The organism is Nocardioides pelophilus (assembly GCF_014180685.1).
In the GTDB taxonomy this organism is placed as follows: domain Bacteria; phylum Actinomycetota; class Actinomycetes; order Propionibacteriales; family Nocardioidaceae; genus Nocardioides; species Nocardioides pelophilus.
On sequence record NZ_JACEHF010000001.1, the window covers coordinates 33,288 to 56,617 of the forward strand.

The window sequence follows — 23,330 nt, forward strand, 5'->3', positions numbered from 1 at the left end:
CTCATGGAACCACCTGGAGATCGTTCGTCCGGTGCTGCGGGGCCTCACCGGGATCGGGGTACGCCTCGCGCTGGAGCAAGGGGCTATCGATGGGCAGATTGCCGATGATGTTTTCGGCGCTGACGACGGGATAGATCCGGAGCCAGTGCCCCGAAGCATCGCCCTGGGACAGGGCGTCGGCGGCGTTCTGGAAGAACAGAAGAGCCTCTGGGGCGTAGGGCGCCAAGGTCATCAACGGAGCTCGACCTCGGGATACAGCGGTTCCGAACTGGGCGACCAGCGGACGCGCGTTTGCGAGGGTGCCGGTCAGTCTGGAGACCGCCGGGTCGGCCACCTCCACGACACCGGGTACCGCCTCGAGTGGTTCGACGGACTCGCGGAGCAGCCCACGGGTGTCGGGCATTGCCGTTGCGAGGGCACGAGCACCGGGACGCAACCGGATGGCCGCGGTCTTAGTGTCAGCCAAGGGGCCGTCGAGGTCGACGAGCGCTCGGCGGACCTCGCGAAGGGTGGAAGGCGCCTTGAGCAAGACCTGTCCGAGCGGCTCTTGCTCGTCGGTCCCGATCGCTTCGACCGTCGTGGCCAGCTGCTCGGTCATTGAAGCGAGCTCCTGCTCCTGCTGGTCCAGCGACGAGGCCACCGACTCGGCCGTCACCAGGATCTGGGTCAGATCTGATCCGTCATCGACCGCGAGAGCGTCCGAGACGACGCCGAGATCGGTGAGAGTGCTGTCGAGCCCGTCGAGCCCGTCCTGGAGGTCCTCGCCACGGCCGACGAGGCCCCCTCCCGTCTGCCGGAGTGTCGCTTGGAGGGCTGTCCGGGTCTTCGAGTCGAGAGCCCCGAGGACATCGTCCAGCTCGACCGCCTCGGTCGTGCGACTCAGGGGGATCGTGTCCTCGATCGCTCCGGCGTCTTCGGAGCCGGGGTCCAGGTCAACGTACTTCTGACCGAGTGCGGAGCGGGACCGGATGGTCGCCTCGGCGTCGGCGTAGACCGCACGCCCGTCGTCGAGTCGCATGTTGACGACCGGCTTGCCGTCGACGAGCTCGATGCTGTCGACGTACCCGGACCTGACATTCGCGATCCTCACGTCGTCGCCTGCACGGAGCGCGCCGGTGGTCTTGAACTGGGCAGCCACCTCGCTTCGTTCGACGCCGGGCACGTAGTCGGGCATGCCGTTTTGGGCGGTCAGCGCGAATGCCGTCACGGCTACCGCCGCGACCAGGCTCACCAACCCGACCCTGAGGGAGCGGGTCCTCGCGCGCTCCCGGCGCGCCACTGCGGACATCTCAGGCACCTCCGAGCAGGAACTGGAGAGCGCGCGCCTCTTGACGCGGCTCGAGACCGGTCACTCCGCCGGTGCGGTCGGTTCGTGGGGACAGCAGGGAATCGACGAGGTTGTTGACGTCGTCATCCAGTCCGGACAAGAGCGGTGGGCTGTCTTGAGGAGCCAGAGGCTGGCGCGGGTCGTCCGTGCCGTCAGTCGGGGCAGCGTCGCCCGTCGTCGGGGTCGTGGTGGGGATCCCGTTGGGCAGCAAGCCAGTGACCGAGTACTCGGAGAGGACGAACGCTGCGCGGAAGTAGTGCGACAACCCGTCCCGCCCGTTGGTGGTCAACGCCCAGCCGCGGACGAACTCCATCACTGACGTGAGATCGCTCGTCAGCGTCCGGGTGATGGGGTCGAGAGCCTCGACATCGTCGCGGAGCGCGGGAGTGTTCTGCCGCAACAGCCTCGCGATCGGGAGAGCTTCCGCAACCAGCGCCTGCGCCTTCTCGAGGACCGGGTTGGCCGAGGCCAGTGCGGGGTCCGCAGCGTCGGCGAACCGCAGCAGTTCGGCGCTGATGGCTTCGAGGTTGCGCGTTGTGGGACGCAGTGCCGCAAGAGTGGGGGCGGCGGCGTCAGCGGTGCCCTGCAGGTTGCCGAGCGTCCGGGTCGCGGCCCGAAGCGTGTCGGGAAGCTCCTCCAGCATGGAGCGGAACGCCGCCTCGTTGACCTCGGTCTGCTGCAGCACCGCGGTGGTGGCGGCGACCAGCCTGTCGAGCTGTCGCCCGTCGTCGACAGCGATCCCGGACGCGACCTTGGCGAAGGAAGCCACCAACGAACCGAGTTCCTCGTTCTGCCGGCTCAGGACACTGGCGAGCTTTCGGGTGTCGCCCAGCGCGGGCGCAAGGGCGGCGATCAGTCGTTGCACGTCATCGCCGTTGCCGTCCATCCCGGTACCCAGGGTCCCGATGAGTGCCGCAAGTGATGCGGATGTCGGGTCGTCCAATGAACCGAGGACCTCGTCGAGAGCGACGCTCGAACCCGTCTGCTCGAGGTCGAGCCGGCTTCCGTCGGCGAGGACGGGAGCACCCTCGCTACCTCGGTCGAGCTCGAGATAGCGCTCGCCGAGGAGGGTGACGGGACGAATGGTCAGCCGAGCATCGGCGTGGACCGGCAACGCCTCCTTCTCCAGCTCGATGGTCACTTCGGTCGAGTCGTCCTGGAGGCGCATCGAGACGACCTGGCCAACCTTGACCCCACCGAGTCTTACGTCGTTGCCCTCGAGGAGGGGGCTCGCGTCGGTAAAGCTCGCTCGAAGCATGAGACGGGTGTCCGGGCCTGCGACGAGGAGGCTGCCCGTGACGAAGAGTCCCAGCACCACGAGAACAGAGATGACGACGACCAGTCGTACCCGAGCGGCGGCGGGCGCCATTCGCTGGCCAGACGCGACGTGCGCACTCACTCCATCTCACCTCCGTTCGCGTCGGTCCAGGACTGCCCCACGACTTCACCGGGCGCGGGATACGGGTCATGGGTTACGCCTGGGGGCACGACTCCGGGGTTCTCGTTGAACGAGGTCGGGCCCACTTCGGTGAAGATCCGCGCGAAGTTCCCGTTGGCGTCGTAGTTGGAGAACGCTGATGACCAGGTGCTCACGAAACCCGCGATCTCCGGGGTATAAGGACGAAGGAACCTCACCGGTTCCTCGAGATCCTCCGTGGCCGTGGTGAGTCCCGGAACTGTCACGCTGAGGGACTCGAGAAGACCCGGTGCCACACCGAGCAGCCGAGACAGACTCTCGAGAGCGGGGCGCAGGTCCGAGGCGAAGGGTCGGAGGTCCCGCAGGAGCGGCGCGACGTCCTTGGCTACAGGAGTCAGGCTCTTCGTCGCGGGCGCCAGGTCGGCCAGGAGGGGCTCCACCTCGTCAACCGTCCCGGGCACGAGACGGAGGGTCTGGTCCGCCTGCTCGAGCGTCGGCGGCAGGGCCGTGAGTGCCGTGCGGAGGTCCTCCCGGTTCTGCGAGATCTGGTCGACGAGGGCACTCGTCGAGGAGACGATGGCGTCGAGTTCGCCATCGCGAGCAGCCATGACGCCGAGCATCTCGTCGAGGCGCTGCGCAAGGTGCTTGATAGCCGGACCGTCGGTTCCGAGCGCGAGCATCAGCTGGCCGAGCTCATCGAGGGCAGGACCGCCCGCCTCGATGGTTCCGTCCAGGTCGCGCGCCCGGTCGTCGAGAACCTGCTCGAGGTTGCCAAGCAGCCCTTGGATCTCGCGGCGGGTCTGCGGGTCAAGACTGTTCAGGATGTCGTCGATCTCGACCGCGCTCGGCATCCGTCCCACGATCATCCCGCCGTCCGGGATCTCCGGGTTCTTCTCCGGACCGTCGGTGACCTCGACCTGACGCTCGCTCAGCACGGCCTTCCAGCCGACAACCACCTGGGCGCCGTCGTGCAGTGGTGCGACGTCCTCGTCGAGCGACAGCGTGAGCTGTGCCTTGCCGTCATGCACTTCGATGGCTTCCACCGTTCCGGCCTGGAACCCGTTGACCTGCACGGGTGCTCCCTCGACCACGCTGGTCGCCGAGTCGAGAACCACTTTGACCTCGTACCCGGAGCTCTGGCTCAGCCCGAGCACCCCGGCACCAGAGATGAGCGCGACCGCCGACACCGCCGGGGCGAGCGATCGAAGATTCGTCAACATCGATCAGTCCATCCCGAGCGGACCGGCGGACTCACCGCTGAGGAACTGGCGGACGAACGGGTCGTCGTGCTCGAAAGCTTCCTCGGCGGGACCGTAGTGTACGGTCTGGCCCTTCCAGATCAGGCCCACGTAGTCGGAGACCTTGCGCGCCGTTCGGATGTCGTGGGTCACCAGCAGGTAGGTGCCGCCGTGCTGGGCGTGCATCTCGAGGATCACGTCGTTCAGGAGACTGGTACGCACCGGGTCCAGACCCGAGTCCGGCTCGTCGAAGAACACGATCCGCGGTTCCATCACCATCGCCCGCGCGAACCCCGCGCGCTTCCGCATTCCCCCGGAGACCTCGTTCGGGTGCTTGTGCAGCGACCGCTCGAGACCGACCTCCGTCAGTCGCGCCATCACGATGTCACGGATCTCGTCCTCGGACTTGTCCGTGTGCTTCCGCAGCGGGAAGGCCGTGTTGTCAAACAGGTTCATCGACCCGAACAGGGCGCCGTCCTGGAACAGGACCCCCATGTTCTTCCGGATCTCGTATCGGTCGTGCTCACTCATCTTCCACAAGTCCTGGCCGAAGACGAGCACCTCGCCGTCATCCGGCTCGAGCAGGCCGACGAGGTGCTTGATCAGGACGGACTTCCCCGTGCCCGAGGGACCGAGCACCGTCGTGATGGCGTCGTCCTGGAAGTTCAGGTCAAGTCCCTGCAGCACCTTGAAGTCGCCGAACGCCTTGTGGACTCCCCTGACCTCCATGCTGTGCGGCGTGCCATCGGCTGCCAGGGTCCCGTCGTCGCCGAACGCGGCGCGCTGACCGTCGGTGTCACGGTCCGAAATCGGGGCACCCGCGGCGGGAGAAGAGTCGCGGCTGGACCCGATGATGGAGGCGAGGCTGGACATAGAGGTCTCCTGTGATGGATAAGGTGTTCGTAAAGTTGATGACGAGCGACGCGCGAAGGGTGCTAATTGGCGACCGGGGCGTTGGGACTGAGTCCCCAGAAGAGTTGGGTCGTGAACACACCGAGCACATGGATGACGACCATGTTGATCATCATCGATTTCGCGGTCGCCCGGCCTACGCCCACGGGTCCGCCGCTGGCGTTGAAGCCGTAGTAGCAGCCGACGAAGACGACCGCTGTGCCGAAGCTCAGGACCTTGATCTGGGAGTACAGGAAGTCCAGCGGGTTCTGGTAGAGCCAGAAGATGTACAGATAGCCACCGGGCGAGACACCACCGAGCTGGACGACGGTGACCAGGTACATCGTCACGTACATGACGGCCAGGCCCACGGTGTACAGCATCGGGATCGCGATCCACGCCGCGAGGACTCGCGTGCCGACCAGGTACGCCTTGGCCTTGATGCCCATCACTTCAAGCGCGTCGATCTCGTCAGAGATCCGCATCGACCCTAGCTCGGCAACCAAGCCGCAGCCGACCTTGGCGGCGAAGATGTAGCCCCACATGTAGGGCGACATCTCCCGCAGACTGCACCATGCGTTGAAGATGCCCGAGTAGAGCGGCGCCCCGATCTGTCGCAGGGTGTAGCTGGCCTCAAGACCGCACACCGTTCCCATGACGCCCTGCATCGCCCAGATGATGAGTCCGCTCGTGAGGATGAGGACACCGGCCTGGTGGAGGACCTCGGTGCTGTAGAGCCGCACGTCGCGGAAGGACCGGACGACGCTGCCGGAGAATCGGACGATGTCACCGGCAGTAGTCAAGCCTGCATTGAGTCCGGACGCTGCCCTGTTGAGGGGACGTGGCCCACTCTTGGCATCGGGCCGCTGGGGAGCAAGTGTCATGACGCGCCTCTTACCTGTAGACCTGGATCTCGGGGGCGAGGCCGAGCAGGATCGTCGTGAAGATGAAGTTGAAGGACCAGATGGCGGCAAACGCGATCACGACCGCCTGGTTGACGGCGCGTCCGACACCGGCGGGTCCGCCGCTGGCGTGAAAGCCCTTGTAGCAACAAACGACGCTGATGATCAGCCCGAAGATCGTGGTCTTGGCGACGCTGGCCCAGATGTCGGTCGTGGTGGCGTTGGCGAAGAAGTTTGCGGTGAACGCCGCGCTCGAGGCGCCCACCATCAGCGCTGCCAGGTAGCCGCCAAGAACTCCGAAGGCGAGTGCCACCAGATCCATCAGGCCCGTCATGATGGTAACGGCGATGATCCGCGGAAGGATCAGGACACGCACCGGGTCGAGGCCGAGCACCTCCATCGCGTCGATCTCCTCGCGGATGCGTCGCGCGCCGAGGTCAGCGGTGATGGCGGTACCAACGACGCCAGCCACGACCATCGCGTTGATCCAGGGGGCGAACTCACGGACCGACGCCATCACGAAGAACGAGCCGAGGCGCTCCGGGATGCCGAAGAGAAGGTACAGGTTGCCGGCCTGCAGCCCAGGCGCGCCGAATCCGAATGCCATGCAGGAGACGGCCATCGGCAACCAGCAGAGCCGCAACGTGTCGAACATCTGGTCACGAACATCGCCCCAGTAGCCGATCGGCTGGCGGACAGCTGACGCGGTGACACGGCCGAGGAGCTGGGCCATCTCACCCATCTGGACGAACGGTCCCTGTATCGACCGCAACGCTCGACGCGCAGCAGGACTCGAGCCCGCGCGCTCTGCCGCGGCCGGCGAAGGACGGGTCGAGGACGCGGTCGTCATCGACTCCCCCGAGCGCACTCTTGTTTCGCCACCGGACACTCCGTTTCTTCGATTGGCGGCCAGGATGAGACCGTCATCACTTCAGTTCCGGCAGGCTCGCAGCCTGCGTCACGGGCGTTCTCGGGAGTGCAGCACAAGATCCCGGTCGCCATTTGTACGGCGCGTCGAAGCCCGCTCGGGTTAGCGGTACGCGCGAGCATGAGCAGTCCGCCCGCGGTCACGCAGCCATACGACGTGGCCGAGGGTGACCCTCCGCCGTCCACCCGAAGAACAGTTGTGTGCACGACACAAGGGCGAGCCGGAAGTTCGTGGTGCCGTCAGTGGTCCAAGGTCGACACAGGGTGGCAGCGTCTCCTCACCTCAGGCTCCATCACTCAGGAGGATGCCACCATGGCTGACCTGCTTACCGCCTTCGTGCCGCTGTTCGCGTTCATGCTGATTCCCGTGTGGATCCCGATCGTGGCACATGTCGGCGGCGCGATCGTTGATCGACTGGCGCGGCCCGACATGTCGGCAACCGCGCGGGCCGTCGAAGCGGCCAAGACCCGTTCGGCCGATCTCCGCGCCATGCCTCGCCACGTCCCTCGGCACCGATTCGAACCCGTCGACGTCGTCGCGGCCTAGTAAGACGAGCGTCGCACTCCACGGACAGCCCGGGGGGTCACCATGGAGGACCGCCACCCTTCGACAGCTGCGACCACTCGGCTCTCCGCTCGCCTGTACCTCATGTCAGGCTGAGGCGTCGGTCGAGGCGGCTGACCTCTCGCTCTGATATGGAGCGACCTGCTGTCACCAGGCAGAATGAGGACCCGGTTCACCCCGTCGACCCGGCTTCCGCGCGCTGATCGTTCGGGCTGTCGCCAACGCTGGGACGCTCATGGATTGTGCGCGAAGCACGGTTGGAGCGGCGTCCCGTGGACTCTCGCACGAATCGCAAGCGGCCAAGACCAAATAGGCTCGCAGCATGAAGCGTGACATCTACAACGAGGACCACGAGGCGTTCCGCGAGTCGGCACGCACCTGGATCGAGCGGTCCGTCACCCCGAACGCGGAGAAGTACATCCAGGAGAAGTCGCTGCCGCGCGAGTTCTGGCTCGAGGCCGGCGCCCAGGGCATGCTCGGCCTCGCCATCCCCGATGAGTATGGCGGCGCCGGGGCCGACGACTTCCGCTTCAACGCGGTCCTCACCGAGGAGATGGCGAAGGTCGGCGCGTGGATGCCGACCTGCGTGGGCATCCACGCCGACATCACCGCGCCGTACATCGTCGAGCTCGGCACCGAGGAGCAGAAGCAGCGGTGGCTCCCGGGCGTGGCCGCGGGCGAGATCCTGCTCGGCATCGGCATGACCGAGCCGTCCGGTGGGTCCGACCTCGCCGCGCTGAAGACCACCGCCGTCCGTGACGGCGACGCGTGGGTCATCAACGGCTCGAAGACCTTCATCACCAACGGCTACTCCGGCGACCTGATCATCACCGCCGCGCGCACCGACCCGGAGAAGGGCCCGAAGGGCATCACCTTGTTCGCGCTCGAGGCGACCATGGAGGGCTTCGGTCGCGGCCGCAAGCTCGACAAGGTCGGCATGGAGGAGTCCGACACCTCCGAGCTGTTCTTCGAGAACGTGCGGGTGACCGACGCCGAGATCGTCGGCGAGCTCAACATGGGCTTCGTCCACATGATGCAGAAGCTGCCGCAGGAGCGGATCGCCTGTGCCATCGCCAACACCCACCACGCCAAGCAGATCCTCGGCGAGACGATCCAGTACGCCAAGGACCGGCAGGCGTTCGGCCAGTCGATCGGGCGCTTCCAGCACATCAAGTTCCTGCTCGCCGAGCTGGTCACCCAGGTCGAGGTGTGCGAGGCCTACATGGACAAGTGCGTGCAGGCGCACACCGATGGTGAGCTCACCGCGGTCGAGGCCGCCAAGGCCAAGTGGTGGTCCTCGCAGATGCAGAACGAGGTCATCGACCACTGCGTGCAGATCCACGGTGGCTACGGCTACATGAACGAGTACCGCGTTGCCCGCGCCTGGCGGGATGCCCGGGTGACCAAGATCTGGGCCGGCTCCAACGAGATCATGAAGGAGCTCATCGGGCGCGAGCTCGGCTTCTGAAACTTCGTCGCCCTCGCCCCGCGCCGCAAACCCCGCCACGCGAGCCTGTGAACCGCCCCGGTGTGTCCGGAGACTGCTACTAGCCGGTGGCGCCGACCTCAAATCCGTGATGGACCCGCATGGGCCACTCCCAAATCCAAACCACGCAGAAATTCCTGCACACCCTTGCCCGACACGACCGACCAACGCAACCTCGACGCCCTCACCCGCATCCAGAAGAAAGGACCCGTGACTCAGGTATGCACACCCGCGGAACCGCAAGCATCCGGTGGTCTCAGTGTTGTTGTCCAGGCGGAGCCCCCGTCAGGGGCTGGAATTGCACGGGAAGGCCGTCCGCGGGCACCGGGAGCGAGGTGTTATCCCAGCGGACCCGATAGTTGTCGGGCACCGTCCAACGATAGTTCAACAGCATCTCGTGCAGGATCGCCTTGACCTCCAGGGTCCCGAAGTGCAGTCCGATGCATTTGTGAACGCCGCCGCCGAAGGGGATCCAGGCGTTTCGATGGGACTTGTCCTCCTGGCGCGCGGGGCCGAACCTGTTCGGGTCGAACGTGTCTGGCTGGGTCCAGCAGGCGTGGTCGAAGTGGTTTACTGCAGCGGCGACAGCGACCAGCGTGCCCGCAGGGACGTGGTGTCCTTGGACCTCAGTGTCTTTCACTGTCTTGCGCATCACCAACGGCACGGGGGCCACTAGGCGCAGCGTCTCCCTGATCACCAGGTCGAGGGTGGTCAGTCCTTCGAGGGCGTCGATGTCGACGGCCTTTCCGAGGGCGAGTGACTCGCGCCGGGCGGCTTCTTGCCACTGGGGGTGTTTGGCCAGGAAGTAGGCGGCCGCGGCGGTGGTGATGGTGGAGGTGTCGTGCGCGGCCATCATGAGGAAGATCATGTGATTGATGATGTCCTCGTCGCTGAAGCTCTCGCCGTCGGCGGTGGTCGCCTGGCATAGACCAGCGAACAGGTCGTCGCCTCCTCCAGCCCGCGTCGCGGGGAGGTGCTTGTGGAAGTAGTCCTCGAGCACCCTGCGGCCCTTGACGCCGGCCCGGAAGCGGGTGCCGGGAATTGGCAGACGGACGATGGAGCTGGCCGCGCGGACGGTTGCGACGAAGGCCTCGTTGATGGCTCTCGTGTCCCCGCCGCCGCGGCCTCCCATGAACACCTCGGTGGCGATGTCCAATGTGAGGTCCTTCAGGAGCGGGTAGAGCCGCACGGGGCCGTCGCTCGACCAGGAAGCAACGCCCTCCCGTGCCTGCGGCGCGACCTGGTTCACGTAACCAGCGAGCCGGTCCCGGGTGAAGGCTTCCTGCATGATCCGGCGGTGCATGAGGTGCTCATCGAAGCTCATTAGCATCAGGCCGCGATGGAAGAACTTGTCGATCAGGAAGGTCCATCCGTCCTGGGAGAAGGCCTTGTCGGAGTTCGCGAGCACCGACTGAGTCGCCGAAGGTCCGGCCACGACCACCATTCGTGTGCCGAACGCGCCCATCCAGGAGACCGGACCGAGGCGAGCGTACCGGTCCCGACCCAACTGGGCGCCGAATCGGATGTAGTCCACCGTGTGACCCAGGAGCGGCCACCCCTTGTCGCCCTCGACCGGTCGCAGCCCGCTGCCCCGTGGTGGTTCGGCCAAGGGTCGGGTGGGCCATCGGTGCGTGAGGTCCAGTAGCACCTCGTCCACCTTCCGAGGCGCCGGGAGCATCAGGAGGGAGGAGCAGCGGTCGCGCAGCGCCTTCCGGGGCCTGAGGAGAAGCGGGCTCACGGGATCTTCCTTTGTGATCGGGTTGCTCTCAGGACTTCCGGGCGCGGTTTTCGTAGGCCATGCGCTCGGCTTGGTCGGCGGAGACCAGATGTTCCTGACCGAGACCCGGTGAGGTAGGCACGGGGTCGCGGTCTCTGCAGGAGCGAGGCGATTGCGTCGGCGACCTCTTCGGGCTCGGCGTTGCGTAGACCTCTCGGTCCGGCGATTCCGGTGACCAGCGTCGATGGTGGTGACGGGGGTAGCACCAACGAGACCTCGACGCCGCTGGTGCGGTGCTCGAGGCGGACCGCTTCGGTGAAGCCGATCACCGCCGCCTTGGTCGCGCAGTAGGTGGCGGCTCCGGGAACGAACGTTTCGCCGGCCATCGACGCAACGTTGATGATGTGGCCGCCATGTCGCGGCAACATCGACTCCAATGCGAGCTTCGTGCCCGTGATGACACCGTGAACGTTGATGTCGACCATGCGGCGAGCCACGTCGTCGGGTTCCTCCAGGGTTGGTCCGACGGGCATGATCGCGGCGTTGTTGATCAGCGCGTACGGCGTTCCGAGTCGGTCGGTCACCGTCGCGTAGAACGCACGGAACGACGCCGGGTCCGTCACGTCCAACCTGGCGGCGACCTCAATCCCGAGCTCGTCGGCCGCTGTGAGCACCCGCGACTCGTCGATGTCGCCGATGCTCACCTTGGCGCCGAGCGCGATGAGTCTCTTGGCGGTGGCGTATCCGATGCCCCGTCCGCCGCCGGTGATGATGACAACCCGGTCGCGAAGTGATGTGGCTGTCACCGATTTCCTCTCGCGGACGCATCGACGGGAGTCCTGGTCCAAGTGATGGGGATTGAGGCGTAGCCGCGGACCGGCCCCGAGCGGAGCCGGGTCGCGGCAGCGAGGTCGACGTCCCAGTCAGGCCATCGACGCAGAATGGTGGCGAGCGCGGCCGCGGCTTCCATGCGGGCAAGGGCTGCGCCCAGGCAGAAGTGGATCCCACGACCGAAGGCGACCTGGTGGTCCGGCTTGCGGTCGATGTCGAACACGTCGGCTGAGGGGAAGGCGCGTTCGTCGCGGTTGGCCGAGCCAAACAGCAGAAGCACGGTCGCTCCTTCGATCATGGTCTGCCCGTGCAGCCTCACCTCGCGGGTGAGGGTTCGGGAAAGGCCCTGGACGGGAGAGTCGTAGCGCAGCAGCTCCTCGACCGCCGGAGCGATGAGGGTTGCGTCCTCGGCCATCCTGCGACGGGCCTCGGGATGCTCTGCGAGGACGACAGCACTGTTGCCCAGCAGGTTGGTGGTCGTCTCATGACCGGCCACCAGCAAGAGCAGGCAGAAGCCGAGGAGCTCCTCTTCAGTGAGCCGCTCGCCGTTGACCTCGGCCTGAACAAGCGCAGAGATCAAGTCCTCACGTGGTCTCCTGCGTCGATCGGTCAGGAACTCGGCGAAGTAGTCATACAGCGAAGCGGCGGCCGCGAGCCCCGGGCCGGCCATGTCGAGCAACGGGTTGGCCTGGACCAGCGTGCTGGACCAGATCCGGAACTGGTCGCGGTCGGATCGCGGCACGCCGAGGAGATCGGCGATCACCATGGCCGGCAGCGGCCCGGCGAAGTCCTGGACGAAGTCGCACCCTGCCAGGTCCGCGAACGGCTCCACCAGCTCGTCGGCGGCCTCGTGAACCGTTGCGGCCAGGCCGGCGATCCGGCGGGCGGTGAAGACTCTGCTGACCAGCGACCGCATCTCAGTGTGCCGGGGCGGGTCCATCATGATCATCATCGGCAAGAACAACTCGGTCATGTCCACCGCCGAGCGCGTGGGGAAGATCCCGCGGGCCGATGAGTAGGTCCCCACATCGAGCAGGGCTGCCTCGACGTCGCTGTACCTGCTCAACACCCACGTGTTGCTGTTCTCCGCCCGGTAGAGCGGGCACCGCTCTCTCAACACCTCGTACACCGGGTACGGGTCCTGATGCACGGCTGGATCGAACGGGTCGTAGAGCTCCACCATGGCTGGGCCCCTTCCGCGAGCGCCGGATGGTATTGGACCACGGAGTTAGACTGTTAGTCTAGACTCACAGGTTATAGCCTCACGGGTTATAGCGACAGGAGACCGCCGTGCGCCGTGTTCCCGCCCAGATCGCCGCTCGACTGCCGGCCGCTGCCGAACTGTTCGCAGATCGCGGCCTTGAGGACACCAAGGTCGAGGACATCGCCTCCGCAACCGGAGTGCCGAAGGCGACGCTCTACTACTACTTCGCGGGCAAGGAAGAGATCCTGGCGTTCCTTTTCCAAGACGCGCTTCAACAGATGGCCGACGAGGTCACCATGGCAGTGCAGGCACCGGACTCGGCGGCGACCCGGTTGACCGCGGTCGTCCAAGCGCAGTTGCGGGTAATGGCTGATCAGCCCGCTGTGTGCCGAGCCCTCGTGGGAAACCTCGGCCGGGCCGGTCGCATCCCCGAGATCGCAACCGCCATCACCGAGGCCTACTACACACCGGTGCAACATCTTCTCGAGGAGGGCGTACGCGACGGGTCGCTCCGAGCGACCGAGGACCCTGTCACGACAGCGATGGTCTTGTTCGGCGCCGTCACCATGAGTGCCCTGTCATACCTAGCCACTGACCGGCCACTCAGCCCCGAGAGTTTGAGCCCCTCCATCCTCACCGTGGTCCTCGACGGGCTCCTACCCCCCGATTCGGCCCCACAAGAGTCCTGATGAGACCGCAACGCGGTTCAAGCCAACGCAAGACCTGGACAGCCGCCGCACCGGGCCGCCTGGCCCGACTCTGCTCAGCCGGAATTCGCTTCCCGCGGCTGGTGGTCCTCGGCTGGCTGATCGCGGCTGTCGCAGTAACGGTTGCGGTGCCATCGCTCCCGTCGGTGGTGGAGCGCAGCGGTTCGGCGTTTCTGCCGGAGGACGCCCCCACGCTGAACACGTTGCATCGGATGGATGAGGCGTTCGGGTCGGGGCGCACCGAATCGTTCGTCTACGTCGTGTTCAGCAATAGCGACGGTCTGCGCGCGGCTGATGTCCGGGCCTACCGGGAGCTGGTGCGGGCGCTGCATGCGGACGAGGAGCGGGTCTCTGACGTGCAGCACTTCGTCGGCAACAAGGACGCTCGGCGACAGTTGGTCAGCGACGACGGCGAGGCCGCCTACATGGTGGTCGGGTTGACCAGTGGCGTGGGATCACCGGGCTCGGAGCGAGACGTGCACTGGCTGCGGGACGAGGTCGCCCAGCTGTCGGTGCCGCCTGGCACCGCCACGAACGTGACTGGTGACCCGGCGATGATCACGGACCTGACGACGGAGGTCAATGCCGCTTCGGTGAGGATCACTGTGATCTCGGCTCTGCTGCTGATCATGATCCTGCTGATCATCTACCGCCGGCTCACCACCGTGCTGATCACCGTGGTGACGATCGGGGTGGCGCTGGCCTGCGCTCGCGGGGTGCTCGCCTGGGCGGGTGAGCAGGGCCTGGCGCTGTCGACCTACACCGATGCGTTCGTCACCGCGATCGTGCTGGGCGCCGGCACCGACTACTGCGTGTTTCTGATCAGCCGGTTCCGGGAGGCCTACGGACGAACAGACGACCCCCTGGCAGCAGTTCAGGAGTCCGCCACCAAGGTGGGCCCAGCGTTGCTGGCCTCGGCCGGGACCGTCATCGTGGCCGCCTCGTGCCTGGGGTTCACCAAGCTCGCGATCTTCTCCACCACCGGTCCCCCGATGGCGATCTGTGTCGCGGTCACCGTCGCGGTGAGCCTGACCTTCACGCCTGCGTTGATGGTCTGGTTCGGGCCACGGATCGGTCCCGCGCGGGCGCCGGCGCCGACCTCAGCGTGGTCCCGGGTCGGCCAGTTGGTGGCGCGGCGACCCGCTCGCGTGCTCCTGGTCGGCACTGCTGTGCTGGTGGCGCTGGCCGCGTTCTTGCCCACCATGGTGATCTCCTATGACCAGCGCAACTCCCAGCCCGAGGGCACGCCGAGCAACCAAGGGCTGGAGGTGTTGGAGGAGCACTACCCCCGCAACGAGACCCTGCCCGACTACCTGCTGGTGGAATCGCCCCGGGACATGCGCAACCCCAAGGATCTGGCCGTGCTCAACGAGCTCAGCCGCCAAGTAGCCAAGGTAGACGGGGTCACGGGGGTGCGCAGCATCACCCAGCCCGCCGGGAAGCCGCTCAAGCCGGCCTCGATCGCCCGGCAGCTCAAGAGATTCGCCGACGGGCTCGGCCGTGCCAGCGACGGTCTGGAGGAAGGACAACCCGGGCTGGAACGTCTCTCCTCGGGCAGCACCCAGCTGGCCGATGCGATCGACCAGGTCGCCGGCGGCGCCGACCGTGCGCGCGACGGCGTCGATAGACTGGTGGATGGAACCACCGACCTCGCCGGGGGGCTCGGTCGAGCTGCGGAGAACACGGAGGGCGCGGCACAGGGCGCACGCCGACTCCAAAGGGGCGCTGCGACCTTGGCGACAGGGCTCCAGACTGCGCACGACCAAGTCAGCGTCGCCGTGGGCGGGATAGGCATGATCGTCCAGGCGCTCAATCGGGATCTGCTCTGCACCGCTGACCCGGTCTGTCGTCGAGCGCGCGAAGGGCTAGCTGAGATCCACCGCGGCCTGAAGGACGAACTGCTTCCCGGCTTGCAGAAGGCAGCGGACGGCGCAGCACGCATCGCGAGCGGTCAAGGCCGCCTGGCCGGGGGCCTTGACCGCCTCGCGGCCGGGTTGGAGCAGGCCCAACGCGGTGCTGACCGGATCGCCGGCGGACAGCGACTCCTGCGCACCAGGCTGGGACAGATGGCCGACGGTACCTCGCAGATCGCCGACAACGCCGACGCCTTCGCGCCGGGCATCGAAGAGCTCATCGACCAGACCAGCCGGCTCACCGAGAGCTTGCGTCGCTCGGAGTCCTACCTGAACACAGTGAATCGCCAGGCCGACAGCCCAGAGGCCGGAGGCTTCTACCTGCCTGCCAATGCCCTGCGAGCCGAACGGTTCGCCTACGCGCGTGAAGTGTTCCTGAGCCCCGACGGGCGCGTGGCACGAATCCAGGTCACCGGCGACACCGACCCACTGAGCCCGGACGGGCTACGCCGCTTCGAGGAAGTGCAGGAGACGGCCGAAACCGCGCTCGACCAGACGCGCCTGGCCGATGCCACCGTCAGCGGCACCGGCGCCGCCGGTCTCGGCGCCGACCTGAACCGCTACCTGCTCGACGACGCCAAGCTCGTCCTGATGGCAGTGCTCCTGGTCGTCCTCCTCGTCCTCATCATCACCCTGAGGTCACTCGCCGCCCCCTTGTACCTGCTCGTCTCGGTGGCTCTGTCCTGCGCGGCAGCACTCGGCCTAACCACCCTGGTCTTCCAGAGCCTCCTCGGCCACGACATCCAGTTCGCCGTACCCGTGATCACCTTCGTGCTACTCGTAGCCGTCGGCGCCGACTACAACATCTTGCTGATGAGCCGCATGCGCGAGAACGGCACCACCCTGACCCGCGCCAAAGTTGCCGAAGCCGTCACCCTCACCGGCCCAGTGATCACCTCCGCAGGCATCATCTTCGCCAGCACCTTCATCGCCATCCTCACCTCACCAGTCATCACTCTCGCCCAGACCGGCTTCGCCGTCGCCACCGGACTGCTGCTCGACACCTTCGTGGTCCGCAGCCTCATCGTCCCCGCCTGCGCCGCACTCCTCGAGAACCACAACTGGTGGCCGGCCTCCGCGACCCGGCGCCGCGGATCAACCACGACGGCACCATCCCCTGCAGCGTCCTGACCCCGGCCCGAAGCCCGAGCCCGGCACTTCCGGGTAGTCGAGCACGACTGCGACAAGAGAGGTTCTTCAAACTGATCGGGATGAGACGTCGTCGCCGGCTCCAGCCCGGGTGGAACACCAGAACGAGGAGGTCCCATCGCGAGGCGGACCTGTCATGAGCCACAGCGAGGGGCGCAGTCCCCGCGGTGGGCATGCTTCTGATCAAGCCATTGCTGTGGGCCAGGGTCGGCGCCGGCATCCACCCGGCATCCGCTGGACAGGTCCGGGCCTTGACACCCCGAGGGATCAGGCGATTCAGGAGTCACAACGAGCGCCGAGTGACCGGCGCAAACCTGTCAGCCAGCGCCAGGCCAGCCACGTTGAAGACCTACATGCGGTTCAGTGGCTGACATAGACAATCTTGTCGAGATTTCTACGACCTGAGTCCGAGGTACCTCAGCGCTACTTCAGTGATCTGGCGGCCCGTGGTGTTCATGTCGGCGTTCGGGAGGGCAAGGTGGCTCACGGTGAGCCGAACCAGCGCATCGGCAGCGTCATCGACGTCCGTCCGGTCGAGCTCGGGAAAGCTCTCCATGAACCACCCGACGAGCACCTCCGTGGATCGTTCGAGTAGCGTGAACGAGGTAGTCAGGAGGGGCAGGACGCCGAGCGGTTGATCCGTCGCGTCACGATGTGAGATCAAGACCGCCTTCAGCAGGGGGCTTCGCTCAGCCTCGGTGAGCGTGAACTGGACAGCGGCGGAGATGCCGGCGGCCGCGTCGGATCTGTGGCGTTCCAGTTCGAGGTGGATCCCTGCCAGAAATCTGTCGGCCTCGCGCAGCAACAATGCGTCGCCCAGACTGGCCTTGTCACCGAAAACCTTGTAGAGCAGCGCCCTCGACGCGCCGGCGCGCTCGGCGATCTCGCTCATCCGGACCTTGTCCCAGCCCTTGGCGACTGCGAGCTCATACGCCGATTCGAGGATCAAGCCGCGGACGTGCCGTCGATAGGACTCTCGGACGCTCGGACGATCCACCCGAACAGCGTAATGGATCCTGTTTCATTCATGACGTCTGTCACGGACAGAGTCGCTGGCCACGATCGCGAATCACCGGGGGCGCACGGGCACGCAACGTCGAGGGGGTACAGAATTCCAATGCCGTCTACAATGAAGGCACTGAGCACCGTATTGTTGCGGTGCGTTGCCAACTCGGTCGACAGCATGGGGGAACGAGATGACGTCCGCACGTGGCTCGACCATCACGCCCTATCCGCATCGGATGGGCGGTCACTGCGGGTCAGGTGCCTTGCGTGACTTGATGCACTGGGCTGGATTGGGGTGGGGCGAACCTCCAAGCGAGGGCATGGTCTTCGCGCTGGGAGGGGCGCTCGACATCGCCTATGCACGTACCGGCGAGATGGTGCCACCGATCTATCTCGTCGGCCGAGGAGGCGATCTCGAGGTCGATCTGCCGAAGCGGCTCGGAGCAACGGTCTCGATGCATTCCACAGATGATGCCGACCTCGGCTGGACCTGGGTGCGCGACCGCATCGACGACGGCCAGCCGGTCATGGTGTGGGGGGACATCGGCGAACTCCCCTACCTCCGCGTCCGCCTGCAGATGAGCCGTCACGACATCGTGATCATCGGGTACGACAACGACCGCCGGATCGCGTTCGTCGTCGACAACGACCGCGAGGAAGTCCAAGAGGTCCCCTACGACGCATTGGCACGCGCACGTGCATCAACGTCCTTCCCCGTGCCGACCAGGCACACCCTCTACGACATCGCCTGGCCCGCCGCCGTGCCTCCGCTCCAAGAGGTCGCCGGAGAGGCCTTCGCTCAGGCAGCCGCGACCATGCGCGGCTCGTCCGGCTCCGTCATCGCAGCTGTCGACACTGGCATGGTGGGGGCCAGGGGTCTCGAAGCGGCGCAACTGTTCGCCTCTGACATCCTGACCTGGCGCCAGCTTTTCGCCAACGACGAGCTCCACGTCGTGCTGCTCGGGCTGGGAGCCTTCATCGAGAAAGCCGGCACCGGAGGGGGCCTGTTCCGGCGGCTCCTGGCGAGCGGTTCCGCGGAGATCGCCGAGCACCTAGGTAGTCGCGACGTGAACCACCTGGCGACGGCAGCCAGGAACTGCGCGCGGGCATGGACCGAGGTGGCGCACCTGGCCTGGAGCAAGGATTGCTCCGTCGATGAGCGGTGGAGGGACGCCGGCTCTGCGGCCCAGGCGTTGCCGGGCTTGGAGTCAGCGTTGGCGGATGCGTTGGACGCCGCCGCGCTCTCGTTGCAACGGGCGAGGTTGTCGCGGTGACCCTTCCGCCACCTGAAAGCATCCAGCCAAGCGCGTACGTCGACAGCGATCATCCGGCGGTCGTCGATTTCGCCCGCTCGGTGACCTCGGGCGCGTCCGATGACCGCGAACGCGCAAGTCGGCTGTTCGCTGCCGTGCGGGACCGCCTCCGCTACGACCCGTACAGCCTCTCGGCAGATCCCGGCCAGTACCGCGCGAGCGCCATCCTGACCTCAGAGTCGGCGTGGTGCGTCCCGAAGGCCGTCGCATTGGCGGCGGCGGCGCGCGCGGTCGAGATCCCTGCGATGTTGGGCTTCTCCGATGTTCGCAACCACCTTTCCAGTCCCAAGCTCCTCACGTTGATGGGCACGGACCTGTTCGTCTACCACGGCTGGGTACAGATGTACGTCGGGGGTCAGTGGCGCAAAGCCTCACCGGCGTTCAACAGCGAACTGTGCCAACGGTTCGGCGTCACACCACTCGAGTTCGACGGCACGAAGGACGCCCTCCTGCACCAGTACGACGGCGCAGGCCGCAGGCACATGGAGTACGTGCGAGAGCGAGGCGTCTTCGCCGACCTCCCCTTCACCGAAGTCATGGAAGCCCTTCGGGCGACCTATGGGGGCATGCTCTACCCAAGGGGCGAGGATGACACCTTCTCCCCCGTCGAAGGCTGACACCACGCCCCCGCGGAGGTTGCGTTCTACACCTCCGGCGGCGATGGTTCGCTGGGTTCTGCGGGCCTCAACCGAACGGGCGGACCCTCGCCGCGCACCCGCTCCAACATGCCCACGATTGCCTCGAAGAGTCGGCGCGTGCCCTCACTGGCCGCCTCGTGCACTGAGCCACCCCCGCGAAGATCATCCAGGTCGACCGGCGGGCCGATCTCGATCAGCACTCGCGGACGGCGCAAGGGGTGCGGACGCTTGCTGTAGGCCGGCAGCAGTTCCTGCGCTCCCCACTGAGCCACCGGGAGAAGCGGCGCGCCCGACTCCAAGGCCAAACGCGCTGCGCCGTTCTTCATAGCCATGGGCCATCCATCGTCGGCCTTCGTAATCGACCCCTCGGGATAGACCAGGACCACTCGGCCGCTGCGGACGGCGGCGAGTGCAGCGTCGTACCCCTGACGACCTTCCTCACGATCGACCGCGATATGACCAGCCGACCGGAACCACCAGCCAACTAGCCGACGATCGAAGAGGGCCGACTTGGCGAGAAACGCCGGGACACGGCGCTGGGCCAGGACCATCTCACTCAGCAACAGCGGGTCGACGTGCGAGACGTGATTAGCAGCAAGGATCACGCCGCCGGACCCGGGTAGCAGCTCCGTACCTCTCCAATCTCGTCGCCGCACCACCACGAGTATTGGCTTGATCACGGTGATCGCCACCCACCACGGCACGCCACGACGTTCCTTGTCACGCCCATGGGGACCATGCGCAGCCACGGCCTTCCGGGACCGGACGGAATCACCATGGACCAGCATGAGCAGATCATAGACATACTCCGATGTAATGTTCACCTCGTTGACAAACCTGACCCTTCTGTCTCACATTGGCCCTGTCCGCTCGCCCCCTGGTCCGACGTGCTCTGGAGCAGGATCGACGTGCCGGATCGGGTGATGAGGATGCGTCCGCTGGTTCTTACCGGACCACGTTCGACGGGCGGTCTTCTGCCTCGCTCGCAACCACTACCGACGAGGATGACAACCAGTGCCTGACCTTCCCCAGCAGCAGTGCCTCCTCCCAGGCTCGACAAGTGCGAACGGCACGGACCTCGACAGCTGGGTTCGCCTCATGAAGGACACCTCGCCGGCAGCCGAAGGCGAGCTCCTCCCTCCGCACTCCGCTACATGCGCCGGGTGCGGACCCGACAACCCTGCTGGCCTAGGGCTTCGCGTCGAAAACTCGGCAGCCGGTGTCCGCGCGGTCCACCGCTTCGACGATCGCCAGACTGGCGCACCCGGGATCGCGCACGGAGGCTTGGTCGCGGCGGCGTTCGACGACCTGTTCGGATTCTTGCTCTACAGCGTGGGACAACTTGCCGTCACCCGGTCCCTCACCGTGGAATACCTCCGACCAGTCCGGCTCCACCAGGACTACGTGTTCACGGCTTCGATCAACGATCGATCTGGGCGACGACTCCACGTCGCCGCACAAGTGGATGCACCGGACGGCACCGTTCACGGAACAGCCAAGGCAACCTTCGTGACCGTCGATCGCTCGCACTTCTCGCCCCCGCCGGCCCCATGAGCGAGACCGACCAGCTGCTTGCATCCGTGCTTCTGGACGACCACGGCGCTGCCGGTCCTTACCGGGGTTACGACAGGATCCGTACCACGGCCCCCGTCCTCATCGCTTCCAGGGGAACCGTGGTCCTCTCCAGTTGGCGCGCCTGCACTCAGGCACTTCGCGACCCGCGCCTCGGCAAAGCCGACGAGTCACTCGGGTTTCAACTCAACCCCGTGCCGCCAGAGCTCCAACAGACCACGCTGTCCCGCCTGCGTCGCACCATGCTCTTCCAGAACCCGCCCCACCACACGCGCCTCCGCCGACTCGTCTCGGACGTCTTCACGCCGCGGCACGTAGCGGATCTGGAGGCGCGGGTCGCGTCCACGACAGACACGCTGCTCGACCAGATCGAGGAGAGGCAGGGCTGTGACATCGTGGCAGACCTTGCCCTGCCGCTGCCGGTAGCGGTGATCGGGGACCTGCTCGGAGTTCCTTCAGCCGACCGACTTGTCGCCGCACCTCTGGTTCGTCATCTCCTCATCCCTCTCGAGCCTGCTGCGGACGTCGCCGGCATGCAAGCCGCCGCACGTGCAGAGTCGCAACTAGCGGACTACTTCGGCGACCTACTGAACGAGAAGCGCAGGCGTCCGACAAACGACCTCCTGTCGCGCTTGGCCGCGAATCGTGACACAGGCGCACTCGACCAAGAGGAATGCGTCGGCACCGCGATGCTGCTCTTCGCCGCAGGGTTCGAGACAACGACCAACCTCATCGCCAACGGAACCGCAGCGCTCCTTGACCATCCCGACCAGGCTGACCGCTGGCGGCGCAACCCTGATCTCTCGCTCACGGCGATCGATGAACTGCTCCGATTCGATGCGCCCATCCAGACCGATGGCCGAACCGCGATGGAGGCAACCGACCTTGACGGTGTCCCCATCGCACCCGGAACTATGGTGCTGCTCCTCATCGGCGCCGCCAACCGTGACCCCGCACGGTTCGAAGATCCCCACCGACTCGATCTAGGCCGACCCGACAGCGGATCGCTCGCGTTCGGTGCCGGGATCCACTACTGCCTGGGCGCTCCTCTCGCACGGCTCGAGGGCCGATTGCTCTTCCCGCGCTTGCTCGCCCGCTTCCCCGCCCTGCGGGCGAGCGCGCCGGCACGATGGCGCCCCGGCCTCACCTTCCGCGGGCTGCTGGAGCTGCCCGTCGCGACGTGATCACTTGACGGCCCCAAAGGACCAGCGGCCTGGAGGCGAGTGCCCGAAGATCATCAGAGAGCTCGGGGAGTCCGACAACCGAACCACTCGGGCTCTGACGCCGGGACGCCTGCACGCGCGCACGGTCGGGGTGTTCTCCGGGGCGGTGGAGGCGGCGATGACGAAGATCCAGGCGGCCAGCTGGACCGAGCAGCAGTCGATGCGCCCTGCTCAGCAGCCGTATCGCCGTCCCCAGGAACGCGCCCCGCGAGCTCGAGGGTCCGCGGCCGGCCGCATCGCTCGACCAGAAGAGCAGAGCTTGCTCGACCGAGCCCTCGACCAGAGCACCGGCGGCGGTCAGAGCGAGCTCTTCCACCGGCTGATCGACGACCAGCGCGTCCCCGACGAGGCGCGGATCATCAACGCCCTCTCCGACGTCTCCGCCTCACCTCTGGTGACGGTCCGCGACCGGTCCGCGACCCGGGGCCCCGGGAAGGTCCAGCTCGATAACGCCGCGTTGGTTGGCCCGACCGCCAACCTCGCGCTACCGGCGATGGAACCGGCCACCTACGTGTCGCATCTGCTCTCGCTGGGCCTGGTCGAGCAGGGACCGGAGCACGCCTCGATGAAGCAGGACTACGAGATCGTGATGGCCGAGACCAACGTCCTCTAGCAGCTGCGCTAGCCGCTGGTCCAGGCGATCGCACCTATCACGCCCGAGCTCGCCGAGCAGATCCGCCCCGGTCTGTGGGACTCGCTGCCCGAGGCCGGCCGCCGCGCGATCCAGGCACGCGTGCTCAGCCAGGCGCCGAAGGTGGGCGAACGCCTGATGAAGGAGATTCGCAGCGACCTCAGACGCTACGTCGACGTCCAGTTCCTCGCGGTCACGACGCAGATTCGCAACAAGGACAAGCTCAACGACCTGCTGCGGTCGCTCAGCACCGACGCGACGGCGTTCGTGCGCCGCAGCGGCATCTGCTTCGGGTTCGGCATCGGCCTGGTCGAGATGGTCCCGCGTTGGGCGTCTTCCACTAGCCGTGGATCATGCCGGCGATCGGCTTCGGCGTCGTCAGCGACAACATCGCGCTCAACATGCCCTTCCGGCCGCTCGAACCCACGCGCTACATCGGCTGTTCACCTTACAGGGGAGCAGTGGCGACAAACTCGACTCCCCGATCTCTAAGGAGGTGAGCTCGGTGATCGATGCCCAGACGGGCCTCGCCACCCCACTGGTGTCGCTCGTGATCGGCAGCACCCGCTACCGCGAGATGAAGGAGACCGCTGCGCAGCTGGGGATCGACCGGCTGCCCGACACCCCGGCGACGCGCAGAACTACACCATGAGAGCGTCATCGATCTCGAGGGC

Annotated in this window: 22 protein-coding genes; 11 read left to right on the forward strand and 11 right to left on the reverse strand. The window is 66.4% G+C overall.

Annotation, left to right across the window (positions count from 1 at the left end):
- Position 1: 1 nt before the first annotated feature.
- The 6 genes from H0488_RS00165 to H0488_RS00190 form a co-directional block, all read right to left on the reverse strand.
- Positions 2 to 1,288, reverse strand: coding sequence for an MlaD family protein (locus H0488_RS00165; RefSeq protein ID WP_183097302.1), 1,287 nt, complete (start codon positions 1,286 to 1,288; stop codon positions 2 to 4).
- Position 1,289: 1 nt separating this feature from the next.
- The gene (locus tag H0488_RS00170) at positions 1,290 to 2,726 is read right to left on the reverse strand and encodes an MlaD family protein (RefSeq protein ID WP_183097303.1); all 1,437 of its coding nucleotides are present in this window, start codon (positions 2,724 to 2,726) and stop codon (positions 1,290 to 1,292) included.
- Entirely contained in the window at positions 2,723 to 3,964 is a 1,242-nt protein-coding gene (locus tag H0488_RS00175; protein WP_183097304.1) for an MlaD family protein, read from the reverse strand. The genes H0488_RS00170 and H0488_RS00175 overlap by 4 nt, the downstream gene beginning before the upstream one ends.
- Positions 3,965 to 3,967: 3 nt before the next feature.
- The gene (locus H0488_RS00180; protein ID WP_183097305.1) at positions 3,968 to 4,855 is read right to left on the reverse strand and encodes an ABC transporter ATP-binding protein; all 888 of its coding nucleotides are present in this window, start codon (positions 4,853 to 4,855) and stop codon (positions 3,968 to 3,970) included.
- 62 nt (positions 4,856 to 4,917) lie between these two features.
- Positions 4,918 to 5,676 (reverse strand): ABC transporter permease, encoded by a 759-nt coding sequence (locus H0488_RS00185; protein WP_220794057.1) that lies wholly within the window; start codon positions 5,674 to 5,676, stop codon positions 4,918 to 4,920.
- Positions 5,677 to 5,767: 91 nt separating this feature from the next.
- Positions 5,768 to 6,517: an MlaE family ABC transporter permease gene (locus H0488_RS00190; RefSeq protein WP_220794058.1), complete on the reverse strand. Its 750-nt coding sequence runs from the start codon at positions 6,515 to 6,517 to the stop codon at positions 5,768 to 5,770.
- Between the two features lie 498 nt (positions 6,518 to 7,015).
- On the opposite strand from H0488_RS00190, the gene H0488_RS00195 reads away from it, so the two are divergent.
- Both H0488_RS00195 and H0488_RS00200 read left to right on the forward strand, forming a co-directional pair.
- The gene (locus H0488_RS00195) at positions 7,016 to 7,249 is read left to right on the forward strand and encodes a hypothetical protein (protein ID WP_183097307.1); all 234 of its coding nucleotides are present in this window, start codon (positions 7,016 to 7,018) and stop codon (positions 7,247 to 7,249) included.
- Positions 7,250 to 7,589: 340 nt separating this feature from the next.
- Positions 7,590 to 8,735 carry an acyl-CoA dehydrogenase family protein gene (locus H0488_RS00200; RefSeq protein WP_183097308.1) on the forward strand — a complete coding sequence of 382 codons (1,146 nt, stop codon included), beginning with the start codon at positions 7,590 to 7,592 and terminating at the stop codon, positions 8,733 to 8,735.
- Positions 8,736 to 9,009: 274 nt separating this feature from the next.
- On the opposite strand, the gene H0488_RS00205 is transcribed toward H0488_RS00200, so the two are convergent.
- The 3 genes from H0488_RS00205 to H0488_RS00215 all read right to left on the reverse strand — a co-directional run bounded on the left by H0488_RS00205 (position 9,010) and on the right by H0488_RS00215 (position 12,484).
- The gene (locus tag H0488_RS00205) at positions 9,010 to 10,362 is read right to left on the reverse strand and encodes a cytochrome P450 (protein ID WP_246371258.1); all 1,353 of its coding nucleotides are present in this window, start codon (positions 10,360 to 10,362) and stop codon (positions 9,010 to 9,012) included.
- Positions 10,363 to 10,487: 125 nt separating this feature from the next.
- Complete coding sequence (locus H0488_RS00210) at positions 10,488 to 11,318, reverse strand: SDR family NAD(P)-dependent oxidoreductase (RefSeq protein ID WP_220794059.1); 831 nt, start codon at positions 11,316 to 11,318, stop codon at positions 10,488 to 10,490.
- Entirely contained in the window at positions 11,273 to 12,484 is a 1,212-nt protein-coding gene (locus tag H0488_RS00215; protein WP_183097309.1) for a cytochrome P450, read from the reverse strand. Before H0488_RS00215 ends, H0488_RS00210 begins: the two co-directional genes overlap by 46 nt.
- A 107-nt stretch (positions 12,485 to 12,591) precedes the next feature.
- Between H0488_RS00215 and H0488_RS00220 the strand changes: the two genes are divergently transcribed.
- Positions 12,592 to 13,194 carry a TetR/AcrR family transcriptional regulator gene (locus H0488_RS00220; RefSeq protein ID WP_183097310.1) on the forward strand — a complete coding sequence of 201 codons (603 nt, stop codon included), beginning with the start codon at positions 12,592 to 12,594 and terminating at the stop codon, positions 13,192 to 13,194.
- On the forward strand, positions 13,194 to 16,256 hold the full coding sequence (locus H0488_RS00225) for an MMPL family transporter (RefSeq protein WP_183097311.1): 3,063 nt from the start codon (positions 13,194 to 13,196) through the stop codon (positions 16,254 to 16,256). Before H0488_RS00220 ends, H0488_RS00225 begins: the two co-directional genes overlap by 1 nt.
- 412 nt (positions 16,257 to 16,668) lie before the next feature.
- Here the strand turns inward: H0488_RS00225 and H0488_RS00230 are convergent, their stop codons facing one another.
- Positions 16,669 to 17,271 (reverse strand): TetR/AcrR family transcriptional regulator, encoded by a 603-nt coding sequence (locus H0488_RS00230; protein WP_183097312.1) that lies wholly within the window; start codon positions 17,269 to 17,271, stop codon positions 16,669 to 16,671.
- A 244-nt stretch (positions 17,272 to 17,515) separates the two neighbouring features.
- On the opposite strand from H0488_RS00230, the gene H0488_RS00235 reads away from it, so the two are divergent.
- Together H0488_RS00235 and H0488_RS00240 are read left to right on the forward strand one after the other, a co-directional pair.
- Positions 17,516 to 18,553 (forward strand): BtrH N-terminal domain-containing protein, encoded by a 1,038-nt coding sequence (locus H0488_RS00235; RefSeq protein ID WP_246371262.1) that lies wholly within the window; start codon positions 17,516 to 17,518, stop codon positions 18,551 to 18,553.
- The gene (locus H0488_RS00240; RefSeq protein ID WP_183097314.1) at positions 18,550 to 19,209 is read left to right on the forward strand and encodes a transglutaminase domain-containing protein; all 660 of its coding nucleotides are present in this window, start codon (positions 18,550 to 18,552) and stop codon (positions 19,207 to 19,209) included. The genes H0488_RS00235 and H0488_RS00240 overlap by 4 nt, the downstream gene beginning before the upstream one ends.
- Positions 19,210 to 19,235: 26 nt before the next feature.
- Here the strand turns inward: H0488_RS00240 and H0488_RS00245 are convergent, their stop codons facing one another.
- Entirely contained in the window at positions 19,236 to 20,054 is an 819-nt protein-coding gene (locus H0488_RS00245; RefSeq protein ID WP_312856151.1) for a lysophospholipid acyltransferase family protein, read from the reverse strand.
- Between the two features lie 274 nt (positions 20,055 to 20,328).
- Between H0488_RS00245 and H0488_RS00250 the strand changes: the two genes are divergently transcribed.
- The 5 genes from H0488_RS00250 (at position 20,329) to H0488_RS00270 (ending at position 23,308) form a co-directional block, all read left to right on the forward strand.
- The gene (locus H0488_RS00250; RefSeq protein WP_183092397.1) at positions 20,329 to 20,784 is read left to right on the forward strand and encodes a PaaI family thioesterase; all 456 of its coding nucleotides are present in this window, start codon (positions 20,329 to 20,331) and stop codon (positions 20,782 to 20,784) included.
- Positions 20,781 to 21,986, forward strand: coding sequence for a cytochrome P450 (locus H0488_RS00255; RefSeq protein WP_183097315.1), 1,206 nt, complete (start codon positions 20,781 to 20,783; stop codon positions 21,984 to 21,986). Before H0488_RS00250 ends, H0488_RS00255 begins: the two co-directional genes overlap by 4 nt.
- Before the next feature lie 157 nt (positions 21,987 to 22,143).
- Positions 22,144 to 22,638 carry an Abi-alpha family protein gene (locus H0488_RS00260; RefSeq protein WP_183097316.1) on the forward strand — a complete coding sequence of 165 codons (495 nt, stop codon included), beginning with the start codon at positions 22,144 to 22,146 and terminating at the stop codon, positions 22,636 to 22,638.
- A 120-nt stretch (positions 22,639 to 22,758) separates the two neighbouring features.
- On the forward strand, positions 22,759 to 23,148 hold the full coding sequence (locus H0488_RS00265; protein ID WP_183097317.1) for a hypothetical protein: 390 nt from the start codon (positions 22,759 to 22,761) through the stop codon (positions 23,146 to 23,148).
- A 13-nt stretch (positions 23,149 to 23,161) separates the two neighbouring features.
- Positions 23,162 to 23,308 (forward strand): hypothetical protein, encoded by a 147-nt coding sequence (locus H0488_RS00270; protein WP_183097318.1) that lies wholly within the window; start codon positions 23,162 to 23,164, stop codon positions 23,306 to 23,308.
- Positions 23,309 to 23,330: the final 22 nt, after the last annotated feature.

What these genes read in the sequence shown, in the direction of transcription:
- H0488_RS00165 (WP_183097302.1), bottom strand. Translation starts at nt 1,288, where the DNA reads ATGTCCGCAGTGGCGCGCCGGGAGCGCGCGAGGACCCGCTCCCTCAGG.
- H0488_RS00175 (WP_183097304.1), bottom strand. Translation starts at nt 3,964, where the DNA reads ATGTTGACGAATCTTCGATCGCTCGCCCCGGCGGTGTCGGCGGTCGCG.
- H0488_RS00180 (WP_183097305.1), bottom strand. Translation starts at nt 4,855, where the DNA reads ATGTCCAGCCTCGCCTCCATCATCGGGTCCAGCCGCGACTCTTCTCCC.
- H0488_RS00190 (WP_220794058.1), bottom strand. Translation starts at nt 6,517, where the DNA reads ATGGGTGAGATGGCCCAGCTCCTCGGCCGTGTCACCGCGTCAGCTGTC.
- H0488_RS00195 (WP_183097307.1), top strand. Translation starts at nt 7,016, where the DNA reads ATGGCTGACCTGCTTACCGCCTTCGTGCCGCTGTTCGCGTTCATGCTG.
- H0488_RS00200 (WP_183097308.1), top strand. Translation starts at nt 7,590, where the DNA reads ATGAAGCGTGACATCTACAACGAGGACCACGAGGCGTTCCGCGAGTCG.
- H0488_RS00215 (WP_183097309.1), bottom strand. Translation starts at nt 12,484, where the DNA reads ATGGTGGAGCTCTACGACCCGTTCGATCCAGCCGTGCATCAGGACCCG.
- H0488_RS00225 (WP_183097311.1), top strand. Translation starts at nt 13,194, where the DNA reads ATGAGACCGCAACGCGGTTCAAGCCAACGCAAGACCTGGACAGCCGCC.
- H0488_RS00235 (WP_246371262.1), top strand. Translation starts at nt 17,516, where the DNA reads ATGGGCGGTCACTGCGGGTCAGGTGCCTTGCGTGACTTGATGCACTGG.
- H0488_RS00250 (WP_183092397.1), top strand. Translation starts at nt 20,329, where the DNA reads ATGAAGGACACCTCGCCGGCAGCCGAAGGCGAGCTCCTCCCTCCGCAC.
- H0488_RS00255 (WP_183097315.1), top strand. Translation starts at nt 20,781, where the DNA reads ATGAGCGAGACCGACCAGCTGCTTGCATCCGTGCTTCTGGACGACCAC.
- H0488_RS00260 (WP_183097316.1), top strand. Translation starts at nt 22,144, where the DNA reads ATGACGAAGATCCAGGCGGCCAGCTGGACCGAGCAGCAGTCGATGCGC.